21 protein-coding genes are annotated in these 23,740 nt (G+C 69.7%); 16 read left to right on the top strand and 5 right to left on the bottom strand.

Going from position 1 to position 23,740, the window contains the following annotated elements; translation table 11 throughout:
• Window positions 1-71: 71 nt before the first annotated feature.
• A complete protein-coding gene (locus ACZ7L0_RS12535) occupies window positions 72-866 on the top strand; it encodes a phosphatase (protein WP_471242415.1) in 795 nt (264 codons plus the stop codon).
• A 64-nt stretch (window positions 867-930) separates the two neighbouring features.
• On the opposite strand, the gene ACZ7L0_RS12530 is transcribed toward ACZ7L0_RS12535, so the two are convergent.
• From ACZ7L0_RS12530 to ACZ7L0_RS12515, 4 genes are all read right to left on the bottom strand, one after another.
• On the bottom strand, window positions 931-1,206 hold the full coding sequence (locus ACZ7L0_RS12530; RefSeq protein ID WP_471242414.1) for a hypothetical protein: 276 nt from the start codon (window positions 1,204-1,206) through the stop codon (window positions 931-933).
• 307 nt (window positions 1,207-1,513) lie between these two features.
• Window positions 1,514-2,380, bottom strand: coding sequence for an acyl-CoA thioesterase (locus tag ACZ7L0_RS12525; protein ID WP_471242413.1), 867 nt, complete (start codon window positions 2,378-2,380; stop codon window positions 1,514-1,516).
• A 36-nt stretch (window positions 2,381-2,416) separates the two neighbouring features.
• Window positions 2,417-3,574 carry an acyl-CoA dehydrogenase family protein gene (locus ACZ7L0_RS12520; RefSeq protein WP_471242412.1) on the bottom strand — a complete coding sequence of 386 codons (1,158 nt, stop codon included), beginning with the start codon at window positions 3,572-3,574 and terminating at the stop codon, window positions 2,417-2,419.
• A 99-nt stretch (window positions 3,575-3,673) separates the two neighbouring features.
• Window positions 3,674-4,276 carry an SACE_7040 family transcriptional regulator gene (locus tag ACZ7L0_RS12515; protein WP_471242411.1) on the bottom strand — a complete coding sequence of 201 codons (603 nt, stop codon included), beginning with the start codon at window positions 4,274-4,276 and terminating at the stop codon, window positions 3,674-3,676.
• 87 nt (window positions 4,277-4,363) lie between these two features.
• Between ACZ7L0_RS12515 and ACZ7L0_RS12510 the strand changes: the two genes are divergently transcribed.
• The 13 genes from ACZ7L0_RS12510 to ACZ7L0_RS12450 all read left to right on the top strand — a co-directional run bounded on the left by ACZ7L0_RS12510 (window position 4,364) and on the right by ACZ7L0_RS12450 (window position 19,717).
• Window positions 4,364-5,980, top strand: a complete 1,617-nt coding sequence (locus ACZ7L0_RS12510) for a carboxyl transferase domain-containing protein (protein WP_471242410.1) — start codon at window positions 4,364-4,366, stop codon at window positions 5,978-5,980.
• A gap of 11 nt (window positions 5,981-5,991) precedes the next feature.
• A complete protein-coding gene (locus tag ACZ7L0_RS12505; RefSeq protein WP_471242409.1) occupies window positions 5,992-7,923 on the top strand; it encodes an acetyl/propionyl/methylcrotonyl-CoA carboxylase subunit alpha in 1,932 nt (643 codons plus the stop codon).
• A gap of 17 nt (window positions 7,924-7,940) precedes the next feature.
• Window positions 7,941-8,861 carry a hydroxymethylglutaryl-CoA lyase gene (locus ACZ7L0_RS12500; protein ID WP_471242745.1) on the top strand — a complete coding sequence of 307 codons (921 nt, stop codon included), beginning with the start codon at window positions 7,941-7,943 and terminating at the stop codon, window positions 8,859-8,861.
• A gap of 5 nt (window positions 8,862-8,866) precedes the next feature.
• Window positions 8,867-10,027: an acyl-CoA dehydrogenase family protein gene (locus tag ACZ7L0_RS12495; protein WP_471242408.1), complete on the top strand. Its 1,161-nt coding sequence runs from the start codon at window positions 8,867-8,869 to the stop codon at window positions 10,025-10,027.
• 303 nt (window positions 10,028-10,330) lie between these two features.
• Window positions 10,331-11,047 carry a peptidase inhibitor family I36 protein gene (locus ACZ7L0_RS12490; RefSeq protein WP_471242407.1) on the top strand — a complete coding sequence of 239 codons (717 nt, stop codon included), beginning with the start codon at window positions 10,331-10,333 and terminating at the stop codon, window positions 11,045-11,047.
• A 90-nt stretch (window positions 11,048-11,137) separates the two neighbouring features.
• Complete coding sequence (locus ACZ7L0_RS12485; protein WP_471242406.1) at window positions 11,138-11,575, top strand: hypothetical protein; 438 nt, start codon at window positions 11,138-11,140, stop codon at window positions 11,573-11,575.
• A 109-nt stretch (window positions 11,576-11,684) separates the two neighbouring features.
• Window positions 11,685-12,734: an ABC transporter substrate-binding protein gene (locus ACZ7L0_RS12480; protein ID WP_471242405.1), complete on the top strand. Its 1,050-nt coding sequence runs from the start codon at window positions 11,685-11,687 to the stop codon at window positions 12,732-12,734.
• Window positions 12,735-12,832: 98 nt separating this feature from the next.
• Window positions 12,833-13,654, top strand: coding sequence for a siderophore-interacting protein (locus ACZ7L0_RS12475; protein WP_471242404.1), 822 nt, complete (start codon window positions 12,833-12,835; stop codon window positions 13,652-13,654).
• 111 nt (window positions 13,655-13,765) lie between these two features.
• Window positions 13,766-15,232 (top strand): lysine decarboxylase DesA, encoded by a 1,467-nt coding sequence (gene desA, locus ACZ7L0_RS12470; RefSeq protein ID WP_471242403.1) that lies wholly within the window; start codon window positions 13,766-13,768, stop codon window positions 15,230-15,232.
• A complete protein-coding gene (locus tag ACZ7L0_RS12465; RefSeq protein WP_471242402.1) occupies window positions 15,216-16,493 on the top strand; it encodes a lysine N(6)-hydroxylase/L-ornithine N(5)-oxygenase family protein in 1,278 nt (425 codons plus the stop codon). Before desA ends, ACZ7L0_RS12465 begins: the two co-directional genes overlap by 17 nt.
• Window positions 16,490-17,020: a GNAT family N-acetyltransferase gene (locus ACZ7L0_RS12460; RefSeq protein ID WP_471242401.1), complete on the top strand. Its 531-nt coding sequence runs from the start codon at window positions 16,490-16,492 to the stop codon at window positions 17,018-17,020. The genes ACZ7L0_RS12465 and ACZ7L0_RS12460 overlap by 4 nt, the downstream gene beginning before the upstream one ends.
• Entirely contained in the window at window positions 17,017-18,786 is a 1,770-nt protein-coding gene (locus ACZ7L0_RS12455; protein ID WP_471242400.1) for an IucA/IucC family protein, read from the top strand. Before ACZ7L0_RS12460 ends, ACZ7L0_RS12455 begins: the two co-directional genes overlap by 4 nt.
• A gap of 43 nt (window positions 18,787-18,829) precedes the next feature.
• Window positions 18,830-19,717: a DUF4429 domain-containing protein gene (locus tag ACZ7L0_RS12450; protein ID WP_471242399.1), complete on the top strand. Its 888-nt coding sequence runs from the start codon at window positions 18,830-18,832 to the stop codon at window positions 19,715-19,717.
• Between the two features lie 51 nt (window positions 19,718-19,768).
• Here ACZ7L0_RS12450 and ACZ7L0_RS12445 read toward each other — a convergent pair whose 3' ends face one another.
• Window positions 19,769-21,334 carry a purple acid phosphatase family protein gene (locus ACZ7L0_RS12445; protein ID WP_471242398.1) on the bottom strand — a complete coding sequence of 522 codons (1,566 nt, stop codon included), beginning with the start codon at window positions 21,332-21,334 and terminating at the stop codon, window positions 19,769-19,771.
• A gap of 165 nt (window positions 21,335-21,499) precedes the next feature.
• On the opposite strand from ACZ7L0_RS12445, the gene ACZ7L0_RS12440 reads away from it, so the two are divergent.
• Both ACZ7L0_RS12440 and glmS read left to right on the top strand, forming a co-directional pair.
• Window positions 21,500-21,757, top strand: coding sequence for a hypothetical protein (locus ACZ7L0_RS12440; protein WP_355931321.1), 258 nt, complete (start codon window positions 21,500-21,502; stop codon window positions 21,755-21,757).
• 24 nt (window positions 21,758-21,781) lie between these two features.
• Entirely contained in the window at window positions 21,782-23,599 is a 1,818-nt protein-coding gene (gene glmS, locus ACZ7L0_RS12435; RefSeq protein ID WP_471242397.1) for a glutamine--fructose-6-phosphate transaminase (isomerizing), read from the top strand.
• Window positions 23,600-23,740 lie beyond the last annotated feature (141 nt).

Here is a 23,740-nt window from a genome sequence, read left to right as displayed (position 1 = left end):
TGCGAAGTGACCCACGTCCCAGCGGATGATATGCCGGGGACGCGCACAGTCCGCTGCTCCACAATGGAGGCATGCCGATACCCGGGACACCCAGCCGCGCCGAGCTCGTCGACCACCTTGTGAGGACCCGTATCGCGGGCGACGTCGCAACGCCCCGCGAGAACAACCTCTCCCACTACCGCAGGCTGGCCAACGGCGAGCGCAACTTCTGGCTCGGACTGGAACTCGGCGACCGCTGGAGTGACGAGCAGGACGTGCTCGCGGTGATGGCGGAGCGGGTCGGCGTCAACGACGATCCGCAGTACCGGTACGGCCCGGACACCATCGACCCGGAGTTGACGGTCGGCGCCCTGGACCGGCTGGCGGGGCGGCTGCGCAAGGCGGCCGAGGGGCAGCAGCGGGTGCTGTTCGCCACCGGCCATCCCGGCGGCCTGCTCGACGTGCACCGCGCCACGGCCGCCGCGCTGCGCGCCGCCGGCTGCGAGATCGTCGTCATCCCGGACGGGCTGCAGACGGAGGAGGGTTACGTGATGCAGTTCGCCGACGTGGCCGTCCTCGAACACGGCGCCACCCTGTGGCACACCCACTCCGGTGAGCCGATGCGCGCCATTCTCACGGGACTTGAGCGCGAGGGGCGCCCGCTGCCCGATCTGGTCGTCGCCGACCACGGCTGGGCGGGATTCGCCGGACAGCACGGCGTCGACTCGGTGGGGTACGCCGACTCCAACGACCCGGCGCTGTTCCTCGCCGAGTCGGAGGGCACCCTGCAAGTGGCCGTACCGCTCGACGACCACGTGCTCAGCCCCCGCTACTACGACCCCCTGACGGCCTATCTGCTGGCCGAGGCCGGGCTGTCGGAGGCCTGAAGTACCGTGGCGTGCGGCCCGGTTGAGAAGCCGCACGCCACGATCCGGTCACGGACGGGCAGGATCAGTCACAGTCGTCGTCATCGTGGTTGTCGTGGTGACGACCGTTGTCGTGATCACCGTGGTCGTAACCGTTGTGGTGACGGCCGTTGTCCTTGTCGTGGTCGTTGTTCCACCCGCCGTGGTCGCCGTAGTCGTCGGAGTGGCGACTGTAGCTTCCGTGGTCGGAGTGGTCCGAGGACGCCGCGGCGGTGCCCGCCCCGGCGATCGCGGCTCCGCCGGCCAGCAGCATCCCGGCTGCTGACGTCGCGACGAGACGCCTCGTGCGTTGTGCTCGCATGGGAGATACCTTCCGTTCCATCGTCGCTCGCGGGCTCCAGGCCGGAGGGCGCGAGGGGATGGCCGCCACCGCAAGACGAGGTAGAAGTACGGCACGGTCTTCGGATGTCACCGCTGCGTCATGAGCGGCACGACGCTGTCGCCGACGCCTGCAGTCCCCCTACGCGGTAGCGCCGACGGGTACTGCGGCTGAGGTCCCGAGGGATCCGGAACCTCGTCGACCGAACATGCCGTTCGCTGCGGCTTTCACTCCAAGAGCCTAATCCCGCACCCGTCACACGTCATCTCGGGAGCCACTGCGGAACCAGTCACCGTGGAACGCGGACGACGCCCTCCTGGATGACGGAGATGGCGAGCCGCCCGTCCTGCGTGTAGATACGGGCCTGGCCCAGACCCCGGCCGCCGTACGCCGACGGCGACTCCTGGTCGTACAGCAGCCAGTCGTCGGCCCGGAACGGCCGGTGGAACCACATCGCGTGGTCCAGCGAGGCGCCCACGACGTCACCGACGGCCCAGCCGCCCCGGCCGTGCGCGAGCAGCACGGAGTCGAGGAGGGTCATGTCGGAGACGTAGGTGGCGAGCACGACGTGCAGCAGGGGGTCGTCGGCGAGCTTGCCGTTGGTGCGGAACCACACCTGGGAGTGCGGTTCGCGCGGCTCGCCGAACCTGCCGTACGGCGGTTCCTCGACGTAGCGCAGGTCGATCGCCTCGCGGGCCTCCAGGAACCGTTCGACGATCTCGGAGTCGAGGTGGTCGTAGCCGCGCAGGCGCTCCTGCGAGGTGGGCAGCGTGGCCGGGTCGGGGGCGGGCGGCATGGGGGCCTGGTGGTCGAGGCCTTCCTCGTACGTCTGGAAGGACGCCGACAGCGTGAAGATCGGCCTGCCGTGCTGGACCGCGACCGCCCTGCGGGTGGTGAAGGAGCGGCCGTCGCGGATGCGCTCGACGTTGTAGACGATGGGTGCGCCCGGGTCGCCCATCCGCAGGAAGTAAGCGTGCAGGGAGTGGGCGTGCCGGTCCGCGGGGACGGTACGCCCGGCGGCGACCAGTGCCTGGGCCGCGACCTGCCCGCCGAAGACGCGGGGGACGACGGCGGACCGGGACCGGCCGCGGAAGATGTTCTCCTCGATCTGCTCGAGGTCGAGCAGATCGAGGAGATCCTGAAGTGCCTGGCTCATGGGTGACAGTTGTACCGGGCAGTAATTGCGGCCGGCTTACAGGCCCATGTCCTTCGCGATGATCGACTTCATGATCTCGCTGGTGCCGCCGTAGATGCGGTTGACGCGGTTGTCCGCGTACAGGCGGGCGATCGGGTACTCGTTCATGAAGCCGTAGCCGCCGTGCAGCTGCAGGCAGCGGTCGATCACGCGGTGCGCGACCTCGGTGCAGAACAGCTTGGCGCTGGCGGCCTCGGCGGGGGTCAGCTCGCCCGCGTCGAGGGCTTCGAGTGCGCGGTCGGCGACGGCCTCGGCCGCGTCCACCTCGGCCTGGCAGGCGGCCAGCTCGAACTTGGTGTTCTGGAAGGCGGCGACCGGCTTGCCGAAGACGGTGCGCTCCTGGACGTACTCCTTGGCGAACCGGACGGCCGCCTTGGCCTGGGCGTACGCGCCGAAGGCGATGCCCCAGCGCTCGGACGCCAGGTTGTGGCCGAGGTAGTAGAAGCCCTTGTTCTCCTCGCCGAGCAGGTCCTCCACCGGCACCTTCACGTCGACGAACGCCAGCTCGGCGGTGTCGGACGTCTTCAGGCCGAGCTTGTCCAGCTTGCGGCCGATGGAGTAGCCCTCGGACTTGGTGTCCACGGCGAACAGCGAGATGCCGAAACGGCGGTCCTCGGCCGTCGGGGCGGAGGTGCGGGCGCAGACGATCACGCGGTCGGCGTGGACGCCACCGGTGATGAAGGTCTTGGCGCCGTTCAGGACGTAGTGCGTCCCGTCCTCGCTCAGCTTGGCGGTGGTCTTCATGCCCGCGAGGTCGGACCCGGTGCCCGGCTCGGTCATCGCGAGGGCCCACATCTCCTCGCCGGAGACGAACTTCGGCAGGAAACGCTTCTTCTGCTCGTCGGTGGCGAGCATCTTGATGTAGGGCAGGCCGAGCAGCACGTGCACGCCGGAGCCGCCGAACTGGACGCCCGCGCGGGAGGTCTCCTCGTACATCACGGCCTCGAACTTGTACGAGTCGATGCCGGCGCCGCCGTACTCCTCGTCGACCCGGATGCCGAAGACACCCAGCTCGGCGAGCTTGTAGTAGAACTCGCGCGGGGCCTGGCCGGCGGCGAACCACTCGTCGTACACCGGCACGACCTCGGCCTCGATGAAGGCGCGCAAGGTCTCCCGGAACGCCTCGTGATCCTCGTTGAACACCGTACGGCGCACGCCGCCACCTCCACGTACCTCGGCATGTCTAAGCGCTTGCTCAGAGCAACGGTACCGGCGAGTAGCGGCAGTGGTCCAGGGTGAAGGGGGTAATGCTCGTCACGCAGCCGTCGAGGCCGCCGCCAGAGCCCCCCGGGCCATCCGGTGCAGGAGTGCCGCGGTCGCGGTTCGGCCCGGGAGGGAGCCGGACCGGCTCAGGTGGGGTGTGGAGTTGAGCAGGCCGAAGACCGAGTGGACCGCGGAGCGGGCGGCGGGTTCGGGCAGCTCCGGGTACACCTCGCGGACGATCTGCACCCACAGTTCGACGTACTGCCGCTGGAGCTGCCGCACCAGCTTGCGGTCGCTGTCGCGGAGGCGGTCCAGCTCGCGGTCGTGCAGGGTGATGAGGGGACGGTCGTCGAGCGCGAAGTCGATGTGCCCTTCGATGAGCGAGTCCAGGACCGCCTCCGGGGCAGCCGCGCCGTCGGCCTCCGCCAGGCGCCGCTTGGCCCCGGTCAGCAGCTGGCCGCTGATGCCGACCAGCAGCTCCGCGAGCATCGCGTCCTTGCCCGCGAAGTGGCGGTAGAGGCCGGGCCCGCTGATGCCCACCGCGGCACCTATCTCGTCGACCCCGACACCGTGGAAGCCGCGTTCGGCGAAGAGCCGTGCGGCCTCCTTGAGGATCTGCTCGCGTCGGGTGGGGGCGTCGGTTCTGGTGGCCATGAAAGCAATTCTAGACAGCGAGGTTAGCGCTCGTTAACCTGGAGGAAATGCGTTAACGCTCATTAACAAAGTGAGGGGACCCGCAGGATGCACGAGGCACCGGAGCTGACGAGCGCGGCCGATCCCGCGTCCGAGGCCTGGCGAGCCAACGAGGACGCGCACCGCGAGCTCGTGGAGGAACTGCGCGCCAAGCTCGCCGCGGCGGCGCTCGGCGGCGGTGAGAAGGCCCGCGCCCGCCACACCGGGCGCGGCAAGCTGCTGCCCCGGGACAGGGTGGACACCCTCCTCGACCCCGGCTCGCCCTTCCTGGAGCTGGCCCCGCTGGCGGCCGACGGTATGTACGAGGGCCAGGCCCCGGCCGCCGGGGTCATCGCCGGTATCGGGCGGGTCAGCGGGCGCGAGTGCGTGATCGTCGCCAACGACGCCACCGTGAAGGGGGGGACCTACTACCCCATGACGGTGAAGAAGCATCTGCGCGCCCAGGAGGTCGCCCTCGAGAACCGGCTGCCCTGCCTCTACCTCGTCGACTCCGGCGGCGCCTTCCTGCCCATGCAGGACGAGGTCTTCCCGGACCGTGAGCACTTCGGGCGGATCTTCTACAACCAGGCCCGGATGTCCGGCGCGGGCATCCCGCAGATCGCCGCCGTGCTCGGATCGTGCACGGCCGGCGGCGCCTACGTGCCCGCCATGAGCGACGAGGCCGTGATCGTCCGCAACCAGGGGACGATCTTCCTCGGCGGCCCCCCGCTGGTGAAGGCGGCCACCGGCGAGGTCGTCACCGCCGAGGAGCTCGGCGGCGGCGAGGTGCACTCCCGGGTCTCCGGCGTCACCGACCACCTCGCCGAGGACGACGCCCACGCCCTGCGGATCGTGCGGAACATCGTCGCCACCCTCCCCGCGCGCGGCCCCCTGCCCTGGGAGGTCACCGAAGCCGTCGAGCCGAAGGTCGACCCCTACGGGCTCTACGGCGCCGTCCCCGTCGACTCCCGCACCCCCTACGACGTACGGGAGATCATCGCGCGCGTGGCCGACGGCTCCCGTTTCGCCGAGTTCAAGGCCGAGTTCGGGCAGACCCTGGTCACCGGCTTCGCCCGGATCCACGGCCACCCGGTCGGGATCGTCGCCAACAACGGCATCCTGTTCTCCGAGTCCGCCCAGAAGGGCGCCCACTTCATCGAGCTGTGCGACCAGCGCGGGATCCCGCTCGTCTTCCTCCAGAACATCTCCGGCTTCATGGTCGGCAGGGACTACGAGGCGGGTGGCATCGCCAAGCACGGCGCCAAGATGGTGACGGCGGTGGCCTGCACACGCGTGCCCAAGCTGACGGTGGTGGTCGGGGGGTCGTACGGCGCCGGGAACTACTCCATGTGCGGCCGGGCGTACTCGCCCCGCTTCCTGTGGATGTGGCCGGGCGCCAAGATCTCCGTGATGGGCGGCGAGCAGGCCGCCTCGGTCCTCGCCACCGTCAAGCGGGACCAGCTGGACGCCCAAAACCAGGAGTGGCCCGCGGAGGAGGAAGAGGCCTTCAAGGCGCCCATCCGCGCGCAGTACGAGCGCCAGGGCAACGCCTACTACGCGACCGCCCGGCTGTGGGACGACGGGGTCATCGACCCGCTGGAGACCCGGCAGGTACTGGGCCTCGCCCTGACCGCCTGTGCCAACGCGCCGCTGGGAGACCCCCAGTTCGGCGTCTTCCGGATGTGAGGAGGGGACCCGTGTTCGACACAGTGCTCGTGGCCAACCGGGGCGAGATCGCCGTACGCGTCATCCGAACGCTGCGCTCGATGGGCGTGCGCTCCGTCGCCGTCTTCTCCGACGCCGACGCCGACGCGCGGCACGTACGGGAGGCCGACACGGCGGTCCGGATCGGCCCGGCGCCCGCGGCCGAGAGCTATCTGTCCGTCCCGCGGATCCTGGAGGCCGCCGCCCGCACCGGCGCGCAGGCCGTCCACCCCGGGTACGGCTTCCTCGCCGAGAACGCCGACTTCGCGCGTGCGTGCGAGGAGGCGGGGCTCGTCTTCATCGGGCCCCCGGCGGACGCCATCTCCCTCATGGGCGACAAGATCCGCGCCAAGGAGACGGTGCGGGCGGCCGGTGTACCGGTCGTCCCCGGGTCGAGCGGCAGCGGGCTCACCGACGCCCAGCTCGCGGACGCGGCCCGGGAGATCGGCGTGCCGGTGCTGCTGAAGCCCTCCGCGGGCGGTGGCGGCAAGGGCATGCGGCTCGTGCGGGACATCGGTCTGCTGGCCGACGAGATCGCCGCCGCCCGCCGCGAGGCCCGCGCCTCCTTCGGTGACGACACGCTGCTCGTCGAGCGGTGGGTCGACCGGCCCCGGCACATCGAGATCCAGGTGCTGGCCGACGGCCACGGGGGCGTCGTCCACCTCGGCGAGCGCGAGTGCTCCCTCCAGCGGCGGCACCAGAAGATCATCGAGGAGGCGCCGAGCGTGCTCCTCGACGAGGAGACCCGGGCCGCGATGGGCGAGGCGGCGGTGCAGGCGGCCCGTTCGTGCGGATACCGGGGCGCGGGCACGGTGGAGTTCATCGTCCCCGGCAACGACCCGTCCTCGTACTACTTCATGGAGATGAACACCCGCCTCCAGGTGGAGCACCCGGTCACCGAGCTCATCACGGGCCTGGACCTGGTGGAGTGGCAGCTGCGGGTTGCGGCGGGCGAGCGGCTGCCGTACGCGCAGCGGGACATCGAGCTCACCGGGCACGCCATCGAGGCCCGCGTCTGCGCGGAAGACCCCTCGCGCGGCTTCCTGCCCTCCGGCGGTACGGTGCTCAGCCTCCGGGAACCCCAGGGCGACGGCATCCGCACCGACTCCGGGCTCAGCGAGGGCACCGAGGTGGGCAGCCTGTACGACCCGATGCTGTCCAAGGTGATCGCGTACGGCCCGGACCGCGCGACCGCGATCAGGAAGCTCCGGGCCGCCCTCGCGCGGACGGTCACGCTGGGCGTGCAGACCAACGCGGGGTTCCTGCGCCGGCTGCTGGCCCACCCGGCCGTCGTCGCGGGCGAGTTGGACACCGGGCTGGTCGAGCGGGTGGTGGACGAGCTGGTCTCCACCGACGTACCGGAGGAGGTCTACGAGGCCGCCGCCGCCGTACGCCTGGAGGCCCTGAAGCCCCGTGCCACGGGCTGGACGGACCCCTTCTCCGTGCCGAGCGGCTGGCGGCTGGGCGGCACGCCCAAACCGGTCGCCTTCCCGCTGCGGGTGAGCGATCCGGTGGAGTACGCCCCGCGCGGCACCCACACCGTCACCGAGGACGAGGTGGCGGTCACCGTCGACGGCGTCCGGCACACCTTCCACCGCGCGGCCGACTGGCTGGGCCGCGACGGCGACGCCTGGCACGTGCGCGACCACGACCCGGTGGCCGCTTCCCTGACCCGGGCCGCCCACTCGGGCGCCGACTCGCTCACCGCTCCCATGCCCGGCACGGTCACCGTCGTGAAGGTGGCCGTCGGGGACGAAGTGGCCGCCGGTCAGAGCCTGCTGGTGGTGGAGGCGATGAAGATGGAGCACGTGGTCTCCGCCCCGCACGCCGGCACGGTCGCCGAGCTGGACGTGAAGCCGGGCACGACGGTCGCCATGGACCAGGTGCTCGCGGTGATCGCGCCCCATGAGGAGGTGACGGAGTGACTGCCGACGGACTCCCCATGACCGTGCCGGCCCGGGGCCTGCCCGCCCGGGTGCGGATCCACGAGGTCGGCGCGCGCGACGGGCTGCAGAACGAGAAGGCCACGGTGCCGACGGCCGTCAAGGCGGAGTTCGTCCGCCGGCTGGCCGACGCGGGCCTGACGACGATCGAGGCGACCAGCTTCGTACACCCCAAGTGGGTGCCCCAACTGGCCGACGCCGAGCAGCTGTTCCCGCTCGTCGCCGATCTGCCGGTGGCGCTGCCGGTGCTGGTACCGAACGAACGCGGCCTCGACCGGGCCCTGGCCCTCGGCGCCCGCCGGGTCGCCGTCTTCGCCAGCGCCACCGAGTCGTTCGCGAAGGCCAACCTCAACCGCACGGTGGACGAGGCCCTGGCGATGTTCGAGCCGGTGGTGGCCCGTGCGAAGGCCGAGCGGGTGCATGTCCGCGGCTATCTGTCGATGTGCTTCGGCGACCCGTGGGAGGGGCCGGTCCCCGTCCACCAGGTCGTGCGCGTCTGCAAGGCGCTGGTCGGCATGGGCTGCGACGAGCTGAGCCTGGGCGACACGATCGGCGTGGCCACCCCGGGCCATGTCCGCGCGCTCCTGACGGCTCTCGCCGGGGAGGGCGTGCCGACGGACGTCCTCGGCGTGCACTTCCACGACACGTACGGCCAGGCGCTCGCCAACACCTACGCGGCGCTCGAACACGGCGTCACCACCATCGACGCCTCCGCCGGTGGCCTGGGCGGCTGCCCCTACGCCAAGTCCGCCACCGGCAACCTCGCCACCGAAGACCTCGTGTGGATGCTCCAGGGCCTCGGCATCGACACCGGGGTCGACCTCGGCCGCCTCACCGCAACCAGTGTGTGGATGGCCGAACGACTGGGCCGGCCCAGCCCGTCCCGTACCGTCCGCGCTCTCTCCCACAAGGACCAGTGATCAGCATGGACCACCGTCTCTCCCCCGAACTGGAGGAACTCCGCCGCACGGTGGAGGAGTTCGCGCACGATGTCGTGGCGCCGAAGATCGGCGACTTCTACGAGCGGCACGAGTTCCCGTACGAGATCGTCCGCGAGATGGGCCGGATGGGTCTGTTCGGGCTGCCGTTCCCGGAGGAGTACGGCGGCATGGGCGGCGACTATCTGGCGCTGGGCATCGCGCTGGAGGAGCTGGCCCGGGTGGACTCCTCGGTCGCCATCACCCTGGAGGCGGGCGTCTCCCTGGGCGCGATGCCGATCCACCTCTTCGGCACCGAGGAGCAGAAGCGCCAGTGGCTGCCCCGGCTGTGCTCGGGCGAGATGCTGGGCGCGTTCGGCCTGACCGAGCCGGACGGCGGCAGCGACGCGGGCGCGACGCGTACGACGGCCCGGATCGACCCGGCGACCGGCGAATGGGTGATCAACGGCACCAAGTGCTTCATCACCAACTCGGGCACGGACATCACGGGGTTGGTCACGGTCACCGCGGTGACGGGCCGCAAGCCGGACGGCAGGCCGGTGATCTCCTCGATCATCGTCCCGTCCGGCACCCCCGGCTTCACGGTGGCCGCCCCCTACTCGAAGGTCGGCTGGAACGCCTCCGACACCCGCGAGCTGTCCTTCGCGGACGTCCGCGTCCCCGCGGCGAACCTGCTGGGCCAAGAGGGCCGGGGCTACGCCCAGTTCCTGCGCATCCTCGACGAGGGCCGCGTCGCCATCGCGGCCCTGGCCACCGGCCTCGCCCAGGGCTGCGTCGACGAGTCGGTGAAGTACGCCGGGGAGCGCCACGCCTTCGGCCGCCCGATCGGCGCCAACCAGGCCATCCAGTTCAAGATCGCCGACATGGAGATGAAGGCCCACACCTCCCGGCTGGCCTGGCGGGACGCGGCGAGCCGGCTGGTCGCGGGCGAGCCGTTCAAGAAGGAGGCGGCCGTCGCGAAGCTCTACTCCTCGACCATCGCCGTCGACAACGCCCGCGAGGCCACCCAGATCCACGGCGGCTACGGCTTCATGAACGAGTACCCGGTCGCCCGCATGTGGCGCGACTCCAAGATCCTGGAGATCGGCGAGGGCACGAGCGAGGTACAGCGGATGCTGATCGCACGGGAGTTGGGGCTGGCGGGCTGACATGGTTCCCGGCCCGGTTCGCGGGCCGGGAGGCAATCCAACTTGATTGCAGGGCAGTTGCGCCTGTGTTAGATTCTGGCCCGATTCCGATCACCTGTTCCGTCATTCGCTGACCAACGAGACTGTGCAGGGACCGGAAGGGAAAACGGGGGAGACACGTCTTGAGCGACATTTCATTAGGCGGCTCGCGCTAGTCCGCCGCGATTACCACGCTCCGCTCCGGGTCAGGATTCGACACTCACCGCCCGGACGTTTCGACGTGTTCTCATTTCCCGCCATGCGCAACTGAAACCAGGGGGTATTGTGCGCATACGCGCCATTCTGACCATCGCGGCCATCGGTTCTCTGACGCTGACCGGCCTCGCCGCCACTCCGTCACTGGCCGCCGACGATCCCGGTTCGGCCTCCGACATCGTCACCGGTGTCCTCACTCCCGAGCAGGAGCAGGAAGTCCACACGGCGCCGGGCTCCACCGACAAGGTGGACATGTACTACGAGGGCGAGAAGATCGACCCGGCGTCCGACTGGAAGGGCGCGAACGTCTGCGTCGAGGTGTCGGAGGACGGCACGATGAAGTGCTTCGACAACGACACCGCGTCCAACAAGTACCTCGCGGCCCACGCGCCCACGGCCCAGGCCCGGGCCGGCGCGAAGCGGGCGCTGACGAGCCCGAAGCAGACCATGCAGGCGGTCGCGGCCACCGGATACTCGGCCTGCCCCGCCTCCTACGTGTGCCTGTGGCAGGACGCCAACTTCGCCGGCCGGCGCCTGCAGTGGCCGACCTATTCGGAGGCCAAGACCCGCCACCTCGACCAGTACTCGCCCTCGTTCCGGGACAAGGCGAGTTCCGCGTTCGTGAACCGGCCGCAGCGCGGTGTCGAACTGTACGACTTCCGCACCGGCATGCCGGATCCCCATCTTTTCCTGGGGGCGGGCTACAGCCTCTACGCGCATTTCTCCGACATCGACTACACCTACGGCGGCAGCTGGAACGACAGGGCTGACGCCATCAAGTTCTGACATTTGATCTCGACGGTACCGGCACCCCGCAATCAGGGTGCCGGTACCGTGGCATACACGTCTGACCAACGTAATCCGATGGAGACCCCCGTGAAGCGCACCCCCCACATCGCAGCCGTTCTCGCAATCGGTGCCGTCCTGGTCGCCGGGACCGCCGCCTGCTCCGCCGAGGACACCGCTAAGCCGGACAAGATCGGGGTCGTGGAAAAACTGCCGACCGATACCGACAAGGCACAGTCGAAGAAGAACGCCGAGGAGTTCCGGTCCTGGGTCAAGGACCACGGAACCGCCCAGCAGAAGGCTGCCGCCCCGCGCGTGGACCGCATCATCGGTGAGTGGAACGACCAGACGGGCAACGCCTACATCTCCACGGACATCAACGGCGGGAAGACACCGGTGAAGGACCCTCAGGCCGCTGCCGCCGCGATCGTCAAGGCCTTCGCCGTCTGGAAGAACTCGACGAAGGAAGGCTACGCGTCGGTGTACGACGTCTTCGGCAACGCCGTCGTCACCAACTACAAGTTCTGACGCTTCGTCGGCCGTAGCGGCCACCCTCTGGACATCAGCTGAGGTTAGGCTAACCTACCTTGGAACCTGTCCGGCGGGCGCTCCGCCCCGTTCGAAAGCAGTCATACCCATGTCCAATGCCCGTGCCACCCACCTCACCCGTCGCGGCATCCTCGCCGCGGGCGGTGCTCTCGGCCTCGGGGCCGCGCTCGCGGCCTGCGGGGACGACGACGGGAAAAGCGGCGGCTCGGACAAGGGGACGGCGGCGGGCAAGTCGGGGCCCTGGTCCTTCAAGGACGACCGGGGCACGACCGCCAAGGCCGACAAGGCCCCGGCGAACATCGTCGCGTTCGTCGGCGTCGCCGCCGCGCTGTACGACTACGGCATCCAGGCCAAGGGCGTCTTCGGCCCGACGAAGACCAAGGACGGCAAGGCCGACGTGCAGGCCGGCGACATGGACGTCAGCAAGGTGACGGTCCTCGGCAACGAGTGGGGCCAGTTCAACATCGAGAAGTACGCGGCCCTCACCCCGGACGTCCTCATCTCCACGATGTTCGACGACGCCGGGACCCTCTGGTACGTCCCGGACGAGTCGAAGAAGAAGATCCTCGCCGTCGGCGCCCCGTCCGTCGGCATCTCCGTCTACGACCGCCAGCTGACCGAGCCGCTCCAGCGCATGCTGGCGCTCGCCAAGTCCCTCGGCGCGGACACCACTTCCAGCAAGGTCACCGAGGCCAAGAAGCGCTTCGAGGACGCCGCCGCCCGGCTGCGCGCCGCCGCCAAGGCCAAGCCCGGCATCAAGGTGCTGGCCGGTTCCGCCAGCCAGGACCTGTTCTACGTCTCCGGCAGCAACCTCTCCATCGACCTGGAGTACTTCAAGGCCCTCGGCGTGAACCTCGTCGAGCCCCCGGAGAAGGCCAAGGCCAAGGGCGGCGGCTGGTACGAGTCGCTGAGCTGGGAGAACGTCGACAAGTACGACGCGGACATCATCATGATGGACAACCGCACCTCGGCGATCCAGCCCGCCGACATCACCGAGGGCACCTGGAAGAAGCTCCCCGCGGTGAAGGCGGGGCAGGTCATCGCCCGCAACCCCGAGCCGATCCTCTCGTACGACAAGTGCGCCCCTCTGCTCGAGGAGTTGGCGGCGGCGATCGAAAAGGCGAAGAAGGTCAGCTAGGTAGTCGGTGGACTGCCGGTCGGCCTTGGCTGGTCGCGCAGTTCCCCGCGCCCCCTGGCCGCGTCACCCGGCCCCCTGACGACCACTCAGGAGCACACATGACTACCGCCGTAGCCGCCCCGTTCCGCTTCTTCTCCCTTCAGGTGGTGACGACGAGGCGGCTCGGCCCGTCTCTCGTCCGGGTCACCTTCGGGGGGCCCGACCTGCACGCGTTCCACTCCGACGGCCGGGACCAGTCGCTGTCCCTGTTCCTGCCGCATCCGGGACAGAGCGAGCCCGCCGTGCCCATCGAGCTCGGTGACGGCTGGTGGCAGGGCTGGCGTGAACTGCCGGACGACACACGGGCGGTGATGCGCTCGTACACCCTTCGGGCGCTGCGCCGCGGCCCCGACGAGGTGGACATCGACTTCGCGCTGCACAGTCCGTCGGGGCCCGCCTCGCGGTGGGCCGCCCGTGCCGTCCCCGGCGACCGCGTGCTGCTGCTCGGCCCGGCGATCGCCGACAACCGCGCGATCCGCTTCCGGCCGCCGGAGGGGACCGACCTGGTGGTGATGTGGGGCGACGAGAGCGCCGTACCCGCCGCCTGCGCCGTTCTGGAGTCCCTGCCGACCGGCACCCGCGCCCGGGTGTGGCTGGAGGTGCCGCACGCCGGGGACGTCCAGGACATCCCCACGCGGGCGGACGTGGACCTCACATGGCTCGTACGCGACGAGGGCGCCCCCATGGCCGTCGACACCGTACGGGCCGCGCGCCTCCCGGACGCCGAGCGGCCGTACGTGTGGATCGCGGGCGAGTCCGGGCGGGTCAAGGAGCTGCGCCGGCACTTCGTCGGCGAGCGCGGGATCGACCGCCGGTGCGTCACCTTCGTCGGTTACTGGCGGCAGGGGATGACCGAGGAGCAGCTGAGGGCGTCGGAGTAACCGCGCCTGGAGTGACGGCGGTCACGGGAGGGGCAGGCTTCCGGACCCCCAACTTAGGTTAGGCTAACCTAAGTTGAATCCCGCACGGATCGTCCCCCGGAGGGCCCCCACATGCGCTCGCACCTGCTCAATGACCTCACCGCGGAGCACTACCGCCGCTCCGTGACCGAAGGAGTCGAGCGGGTGGCGGCCAAACTCGCCACCACCGACCGTCCGTTCACCGGCGTCACGGTCGACGCCCTCGCGCCCCGGATCGACGAGATCGACCTCGACCGCCCGCTGCACGACACCACCGCGGTGCTGGACGAGCTGGAAGAGGTCTACCTCCGGGACGCGGTCTACTTCCACCACCCCCGCTACCTCGCCCACCTCAACTGCCCGGTGGTCATCCCGGCGGTACTCGGCGAAGCGGTGCTCTCCGCCGTCAACTCCTCCCTCGACACCTGGGACCAGTCGGCCGGCGGCACCCTCATCGAGCGCAGGCTGATCGACTGGACGGCCGCCCGGATCGGCCTCGGCCCCTCCGCCGACGGCGTGTTCACCTCCGGCGGCACCCAGTCCAACCTCCAGGCGCTGCTGCTCGCCCGCGAGGAGGCGAAGCCGGGGCGGTCGGGGCGGGAGTACCCGGAAAGCCTCGCCGAACTGCGTATCTTCGCCTCCGAGGTCAGCCACTTCAGCGTGAAGAAGTCCGCGAAACTGCTGGGCCTCGGCCAGGACGCGGTCGTCTCCATCCCCGTCGACCACGACAAGCGCATGCAGACCGTCGCGCTCGCCCACGAGCTGGAGCGCTGCGAGAGGGACGGTCTGATCCCCATGGCCGTCGTCGCCACGGCAGGCACCACCGACTTCGGCTCCATCGACCCGCTGCCCGAGATCGCCGAGCTGTGCGCCCAGTTCGGTGCGTGGATGCACGTGGACGCGGCCTACGGCTGCGGACTGCTCGCCTCCCTCAAGTACCGGGACCGCATCGACGGCATCGAGCGCGCCGACTCGGTCACGGTCGACTACCACAAGTCCTTCTTCCAGCCGGTGAGTTCGTCCGCCGTGCTGGTACGGGACGCGGCCACCCTCCGGCACGCCACCTACCACGCGGAGTACCTCAACCCCCGCCGCATGGTGCAGGAACGCATCCCCAACCAGGTCGACAAGTCCCTGCAGACCACCCGCCGCTTCGACGCCCTCAAGCTGTGGATGACCCTGCGCACCATGGGCGCCGACGGCATCGGCGAGCTCTTCGACGAGGTCTGCGACCTGGCCGCCGAGGGCTGGGAGCTGCTCGCCGCGGACCCCCGCTTCGACGTCGTCGTCGAGCCGTCCCTCTCCACCCTCGTCTTCCGTTACGTCCCGGCGGCCGTCACCGACCCGGCCGAGATCGACCGCGCCAACCTGCACGCCCGCAAGGCCCTGTTCGCCTCCGGCGACGCGGTGGTCGCGGGCACCAAGGTCGACGGCCGCCACTACCTGAAGTTCACCCTGCTCAACCCCGAGACGACGCCGGCCGACATCGCCGCCGTCCTCGACCTGATCGCCGGCCACGCCGAGCAGTACCTGGGAGAGTCCCTTGACCGCGCGTCCTGAAGCCCCGACCGACACCTATGACTTCGTGGGGATCGGGCTCGGCCCCTTCAACCTCGGCCTCGCCTGCCTCACCGAGCCGATCGCCGAACTCAGCGGCGTCTTCCTGGAGTCGAAGCCCGACTTCGAGTGGCACGCCGGCATGTTCCTCGACGGCGCCCATCTCCAGACCCCGTTCATGTCGGACCTGGTCACCCTGGCCGACCCCACGTCCCCGTACTCCTTCCTCAACTACCTGAAGGAGAAGGGCAGACTGTACTCGTTCTACATCCGGGAGAACTTCTACCCGCTGCGGATCGAGTACGACGACTACTGCCGCTGGGCCGCGGGCAAGCTGAGCAGCATCCGGTTCAGCACGACCGTGACCGAGGTGACGTACGAGGACGAGGTGTACGTCGTGCGCACCGAGTCCGGCGAGACGTTCCGCGCCCGGCACCTGGTCCTGGGTACCGGCACCCCGCCCCACATCCCCGAGGCCTGCCGCGACCTCGGCGGCGACTTCATCCACAACTCCCGCTACCTCGCCCACAAGGCCGAGCTCCAGCGCAAGGAGTCCATCACCCTGGTCGGCAGCGGCCAGTCCGCCGCCGAGATCTACCACGACCTGCTCAGCGAGATCGACGTCCACGGGTACCGGCTGAACTGGGTGACCCGCTCCCCGCGCTTCTTCCCGCTGGAGTACACCAAGCTCACGCTGGAGATGACGAGCCCGGAGTACGTCGACTACTACCACGCCCTGCCGGAGCGGACCCGCTACCGGCTCACGGCCGAGCAGAAGGGCCTCTTCAAGGGCATCGACGGCGACCTCATCAACGAGATCTTCGACCTGCTCTACCAGAAGAACCTCGGCGGCCCGGTCCCCACCCGCCTGCTCACCAACTCCTCGCTGAACGGCGCGCGGTACGAGGACGGCACGTACACCCTCTCCTTCCGTCAGGAGGAGCAGGAGAAGGACTACGAGCTGAGCTCCCAGGGCCTCGTCCTGGCCACCGGCTACAAGTACGCCGAACCGGAGTTCCTGAAGCCGGTCCGCGACCGGCTGCGCTACGACTCGCAGGGCAACTTCGACGTCGCCCGCAACTACGCCGTCGACGTGACCGGCCGCGGCGTCTTCCTGCAGAACGCCGGCGTCCACACCCACAGCATCACCAGCCCCGACCTGGGCATGGGCCCGTACCGCAACGCGTACATCATCCGTGAGCTGCTCGGCACCGAGTACTACCCGGTCGAGAAGACGATCGCGTTCCAGGAGTTCGCCGTATGACCTTCACGATCCGCCCCCTCGACCCCCTGAAGGACGCCGAGCTGCTGCACGGCTGGGTCACGCATCCGAAGGCGGCGTTCTGGATGATGCAGGACGCCAAGCTGGAGGACGTCGAGCGCGCTTACATGGAGATCGCGGCCGACGAGCACCACCACGCCCTGCTGGGGCTGCACGAGGGCACCCCGGCGTTCCTGATGGAGAAGTACGACCCCGCCCACCGCGAGCTGGTCGGGCTGTACGAGCCCCGGCCCGGCGACGTCGGGATGCACTTCCTGGTCGCGCCGACCGACACGCCCGTGCACGGGTTCACGCGGGCGGTCATCACCGCCGTGATGGCGCACCTCTTCGAGGACCCGGCGACCACCCGCGTGGTCGTCGAACCGGACGTCCGCAACAAGGCCGTGCACGCCCTGAACGAAGCCGTCGGGTTCGTGCCCGACCGGGAGATCCAGAAGCCGGAGAAGAAGGCGTTGCTGAGCTTCTGCACCCGTGAGCAGTTCGTCGCCGCGACGGGGGTGGCCGCATGAGCCTCGCCGACGCCGTGGCCCACCTCTCCCCCGAGCGCTGGGAGAAGGCCAACCGCCTCCTGATACGCAAGGCACTCGCCGAGTTCGCGCACGAACGCCTGATCGCGCCGGAGGCGGACGGGGACACGTACGTCGTCCGCAGCGACGACGGCCTCACCCGCTACCGCTTCACCGCCGTCCGCCGCGCCCTCGACCACTGGCAGGTCGACGCCGACTCGATCACCCGCCACCGCGACGACACCGAACTCCCCCTCGCCGCCCTGGACTTCTTCATCGAGCTGCGGCAGTCACTGGGCCTGAGCGACGAGATCCTCCCGGTGTACCTGGAGGAGATCTCCTCCACCCTCTCCGGGACCTGCTACAAGCTCACCAAGCCGCAGACCCCGGCCGCCGAGCTGGCCGGCAGCGGGTTCCAGGCCGTCGAGACCGGCATGACCGAGGGCCACCCCTGTTTCGTGGCCAACAACGGGCGGCTCGGGTTCGGCGTCCACGAGTACCTGTCCTACGCCCCCGAGACCGCGAGCCCGGTCCGGCTGGTGTGGCTGGCGGCGCACCGGTCGCGGGCGGCGTTCACGGCCGGGGCCGGGATCGAGTACGAGTCGTTCCTGCGGAAGGAGCTGGGCGAGTCCACGCTGAATCGTTTCCGGGCCACGCTCACCGGACAGGGCCTCGACCCGGCCGACTACCTCCTCATCCCCGTGCACCCCTGGCAGTGGTGGAACAAGCTCACGGTCACCTTCGCCGCCGAGGTCGCCCGCCGGCACCTGGTCTGCCTGGGCGAGGGCGACGACGAGTATCTGGCCCAGCAGTCCATCCGGACCTTCTTCAACACCTCGCACCCCGAGAAGCACTATGTGAAGACGGCCCTGTCCGTCCTCAACATGGGCTTCATGCGCGGCCTGTCCGCCGCCTACATGGAGGCGACCCCGGCCATCAACGACTGGCTCGCCCAGCTCATCGACAACGACCCGGTGCTGAAGTCGGCCGGCCTGTCGATCATCCGGGAGCGGGCGGCCGTCGGCTACCGGCACCTGGAGTACGAGCAGGCGACGGACCGCTACTCGCCGTACCGCAAGATGCTGGCCGCGCTGTGGCGGGAGAGCCCGGTGCCCTCGCTCCAGGAGGGCGAGTCCCTGGCCACCATGGCCTCGCTGCTGCACGTGGACCACGAGGGCGCGTCCTTCACGGGCGCCCTGATCGAGCGGTCCGGGATGGCCCCCGCCGAGTGGCTGCGGCACTACCTGCGGGCCTACTACACCCCGCTGCTGCACAGCTTCTACGCCTACGACCTGGTCTTCATGCCGCACGGCGAGAACGTCATCCTGGTTTTGAAGGACGGCGTGGTGCGGCGGGCGGTCTACAAGGACATCGCCGAGGAGATCGCGGTCATGGACCCGGACGCGGTGCTGCCGCCCGAGGTCCGGCGGATCCGGGTCGAGGTCCCCGAGGAGACGAAGCTCCTGTCCGTCTTCACGGACGTCTTCGACTGCTTCTTCCGCTTCCTGGCCGCCATCCTGGCCACCGAGGGGATCCTGGAGGAGGGCGACTTCTGGCGCACGGTCGCCGAGGTCACCCGCGAGTACCAGGAGGCGACACCCGAACTCGCCGACAGGTTCCGGCAGTACGACATGTTCGCCCCCGAGTTCGCGCTGTCCTGCCTCAACCGGCTGCAACTGCGCAACAACGAGCAGATGGTGGACCTGGCGGACCCCTCGGGCGCCCTCCAGCTCATCGGGAACCTGAAGAACCCCCTCGCCGGGTTCTGAGCGCGCGGGCGGGCACCCGAGGATCCGGTGAAACAATCCCCGCATGGCGGAAATCATCCAGAAGGACGGCACTTGGGTCTTCGACGGCGACGCCCTGCGGCTGACCCCCGGACGGGACAAGAACGTCAGCCTGCTGCGCAAGACCCTGGGCGAACTCGTCGTCCCCCTGGGCGCGTTGGCCGGAGTCTCCTTCGAGCAGGGCAGGAAGTCGGGGCGGCTGAGGCTGCGGCTGCGGGACGGCGCCGACCCGCTGCTGCACGCGACCGGGGGCCGGCTCACCGAACCCCACGACCCCTACCAACTGGCCGTGGAGCCGGACCGGTACGGCGTCGCCGAGTACCTCGTGGACGAGGTCCGGGACGCCCTGCTGCTGGACGAGGTCCCGGCCGACCCCGTGACCGGGTACCTGCTGCCCGGGCCGTCCGTGCCGCTCTCGGCCTCCGCCGGGGACGGCACGGCGAGCTTCGACGGCGACCGCGTACGTCTGGAGTGGAACTGGAAGACGGAGGACGCCAAGGCCGCCGCCGGCGCCCGTACGATCCCCGTCGCCGAGATCACCGCTGTCGAGTGGCACCCGGCGGCCGGGCTGGAGAACGGCCATCTGCGGTTCGTGGTGCGGGGCGCGCCCACCAAGGCGCCGCCGAAGTACGACCCCAACGCCGTGGAGCTGTGGGGCTTCAAGAAGGACCCGCTGATGGCCCTGGTCGCGGCGGCGGTGCAGGCGCGGCTGCCGCATCCGTCGGCGGCCGGTGAGACGGAAGTACGACCGGAGGCACCGCGGCTGCCCGAGCAGCTCACCTCGTCCCCCGCCGAGGACGACCACGACGCCCTGCTGCGGCGGCTGCGGGAGCTGGGCGAGCTGCACCGCACGGGGGTGCTGACGGACGAGGAGTTCGGGGTGGCCAAACAAGCGGTCCTCAAACGGATGTGAGGACCGCCTGTACCGGCCCACGGCCGGAGACCGGAGACCGCTGATGGATGCCTACTTGGCCTTGCGTGCCACCGTGAAGTGGTCGATCCGGTCACCGGTCTCGGCGATGCCCCGGACCTTCAGCGTGGCGAAGTGGCCCTTCGGCGCGGGAGAGACGTCCACCCGCAGGAACGAGTAGTTGAGGTAGCGCACCCGGGACCAGGCGACCGTCTCGTTCTGCTTGCCGTCCTTGAGGTTGACGAACGAGGCGACGGAGTCCACCTCGTGCTCATGACCCTCGTAGGAGTCCGGGGCGGTGAACGCGTACAGGCTCCGGCCCGCCGCGCCCGCCGTCACGTACACCACACCCTCGGTCTCCGAGTACGCCGTGCCGCCGATCGGCAGCTTCTTGGCGACCGCGTTGCCCTTGATGACGTCGGTGCGCTCGTACTGGTGGTTGTGGCCGTTGATGACGAGGTCGACCGTGTACTTCTCGAACAGCGGCACCCACTCCTGTCGCACGCCCCCCTCCGAGGCGTGCGCCGTGGAGGTGCAGTACGCGCAGTGGTGGAAGAAGACGATGATGAAGTCGACGTCCTTCGACGCCCGGAACTTCTTCAGCTGCGCCTCGAACCACTTGGTCTGGGTGCCGCCGGAGATGCCGAGGTTGGCCGGGATCTCGAAGGAGACGTCGTTGGGGTCGAGCGAGATGATCGCCGTGTTGCCGTAGACGAAGGAGTAGACGCCCGGCAGGTTCTTCTTGTCCGGCCCGTTGTCGGGGAGCGTGAAGCGGGCCTCCTCGCCGCCGTAGCCGTTGGGCGAGTACCAGGCCTCCATGTCGTGGTTGCCGTAGGAGACCATCCACGGAACCGACTTGGCGACCGACTCGGTCTGGGCGAGGAACTGGTCCCACACCCGCGAGTCGAAGCCGGTGTCGGCGGTCTTGCCCGCGCCTGACGGGTCGGCGTAGGCGATGTCGCCGGCGTGCAGGTGGAAGGCCGGGTCCTGGCCGAGGATCAGGCTGTCGTTGGCCAGGCCGTGGTAGCTGACGCCCTGGTCGCCGAAGGCCGTGAAGGTGAACGGCGCCTTGTGGGCGGGGGCGGTGGTGAAGGTGCCGAGGGTGCCCAGCAGGTGCGGCTCGGCGGGGTCGAAGCCCTGGTGGCCGACGCCGTAGTAGTACGTCCTGCCGGGGCGCAGGTGGGTGAGCTTGGCGTGCACGTAGTACTGCGTGTGGTCGCCGCTCGCGCCGACGCCTGCCGGGGTGTAGAGGGTGCGGACCTCGGCTTCGATCTTGCGGGAGAGGTCCCAGGGGTGGGCGCCGATGCGGATGAAGGGCTTCTGCACCGCGACCGGGACCTGCCAGGAGACGGTGATCTCGGTGCGGGGGTCGTTGCCCCAGGCGAGGTGGCGGCCGAAGGGGGCGACGAGCGAGCCGTCGACCTTCTCGACGGCGGGGGCGGTCGACTGGGTCGGGACGGCGGCCTGGGCGGTGCCGCCCGTCACGAATGCGCCACCCGTGACGGCGCCCAGGGTGACGGCGCCGCCTCTGATCATGGTGCGCCGCGAGAATCTGGCGCGCAGGTATTCGTGCTGCTCGGCCATGCTCATGCGCTCGGCCAGCTTCTCGGGTACTCCCATACGAGGAATGTCCATGGCGTCTGAAACTCGTCCGTCCGGGCAACGAGGCGCAGGACGCAGTATGGACAGCTTGCGAACAGACACCCATAAGAGATTCAACAGTCTGTTGCCCGAAATCGGGCAGGATTCTTGCGAAACTGGCGCCCGTACCTCAGGATCTACCGGGTGCACGACGAACTGGTTGATCATCTCACGCGGTCCACGCCCCTCAGCCGGGGCGAGGCGCTGCGGGTGATCCAGGACGTGCTCGCCTATTTCGACGAGACGACCGAGGACTACGTCCGTCGCCGCCACCGCGAGCTCCAGGCCCAGGGCCTGGTGAACGCGGCGATCTTCGAACGGATCGGGGCGGACCTGAAATACCGTGCGGTCGCGCCGCCCGAGCTCACGCTCAGGCAACTGCGGCGGATCGTCTACGGCTGAGCCGAGACTTGGGGATACGTATATATGTGCGGAATCGTCGGATACATCGGGAAGCGTGACGTCGCCCCGCTGCTCCTGGAGGGCCTGCAGCGCCTGGAGTACCGCGGCTACGACTCCGCGGGCATCGTCGTCACCTCCCCGAAGACGGCCGGCCTGAAGATGGTCAAGGCCAAGGGCCGGGTCCGTGACCTGGAGGCCAAGGTTCCGGCGCGGTTCAAGGGCACCACCGGCATCGCCCACACCCGCTGGGCCACCCACGGCGCCCCCTCCGACGTGAACGCCCACCCGCACATGTCGGCCGACAACAAGGTCGCCGTCGTGCACAACGGCATCATCGACAACGCCTCCGACCTGCGCCGCAAGCTGGAGGCGGACGGCGTCGAGTTCCTCTCCGAGACCGACACCGAGGTCCTCGTCCACCTCATCGCCCGCTCGCAGGCCGAGAAGCTGGAGGACAAGGTCCGCGAGACCCTGCGGGTCGTCGAGGGCACGTACGGCATCGCGGTGATGCACGCCGACTTCTCCGACCGCATCGTGGTGGCCCGAAACGGCTCCCCGGTGGTCCTCGGCATCGGCGAGAAGGAGATGTTCGTCGCCTCCGACGTGGCCGCGCTGGTCGCCCACACCCGGCAGATAGTCACGCTGGACGACGGCGAGATGGCCACCCTCAAGGCCGACGACTTCCGGACGTACACCACCGAGGGCACGCGTACGACCGCCGAGCCGACCACCGTGGAGTGGGAGGCCGAGTCGTACGACATGGGCGGCCACGACACCTACATGCACAAGGAGATCCACGAGCAGGCCGACGCCGTGGACCGCGTGCTGCGCGGCCGCATCGACGACCGCTTCTCCACCGTGCACCTGGGCGGCCTGAACCTGGACGCCCGCGAGGCGCGCCAGATCCGCCGGGTGAAGATCCTCGGCTGCGGCACCTCGTACCACGCGGGCATGATCGGCGCCCAGATGATCGAGGAGCTGGCCCGCATCCCCGCGGACGCCGAGCCCGCCTCCGAGTTCCGCTACCGCAACGCCGTCGTGGACCCCGACACGCTGTACGTCGCGGTCTCGCAGTCCGGTGAGACGTACGACGTGCTGGCCGCCGTGCAGGAGCTGAAGCGCAAGGGCGCCCGGGTGCTGGGCGTGGTCAACGTGGTCGGCTCGGCGATCGCCCGCGAGGCGGACGGCGGCATCTACGTGCACGCCGGGCCCGAGGTGTGCGTGGTGTCCACCAAGTGCTTCACCAACACCACGGTCGCCTTCGCCCTGCTCGCCCTGCACCTGGGCCGCACCCGTGACCTCTCGGTCCGCGACGGCAAGCGGATCATCGAGGGCCTGCGGAAGCTGCCCGCGCAGATCTCCGAGATCCTCAAGCAGGAGGAGGAGGTCAAGAAGCTGGCCGAGCAGTACGCCGAGGCCCGCTCGATGCTCTTCATCGGCCGCGTCCGGGGCTACCCGGTGGCCCGTGAGGCCTCCCTGAAGCTCAAGGAGGTCTCCTACATCCACGCCGAGGCCTACCCGGCCTCCGAGCTCAAGCACGGCCCGCTCGCGCTGATCGAGCCCGCGCTGCCGACCGTCGCGATCGTGCCGGACGACGACCTACTGGAGAAGAACCGCGCGGCCCTGGAGGAGATCAAGGCCCGCAGCGGCAAGATCCTCGCCGTGGCCCACCAGCCGCAGGAGAAGGCCGACCAGACCATCGTCGTCCCGAAGAACGAGGACGAGCTGGACCCGATCCTGATGGGCATTCCGCTGCAACTCCTCGCCTACCACACCGCCCTGACGCTGGGCCGGGACATCGACAAGCCGCGCAACCTGGCCAAGTCCGTGACGGTGGAGTAGCAACTCCCGCACCCCGCCCGTGATGTGAACGACCCCCTGCCGCTACCGGCACAGGGGGTCGTTCCCTTGAGGGCCGGGGCCGCCCAGTCCCCCGGCCCGCGGCTGCCTCGGCCGGTGGCCGTCACCCCCCGGCCGGCAGCG

This window comes from Streptomyces sp. NPDC039424 (assembly GCF_055639495.1).
The sequence above is the reverse complement of the archived record's forward strand: the minus strand, read 5'-3'. Positions and strand labels throughout refer to the sequence as shown.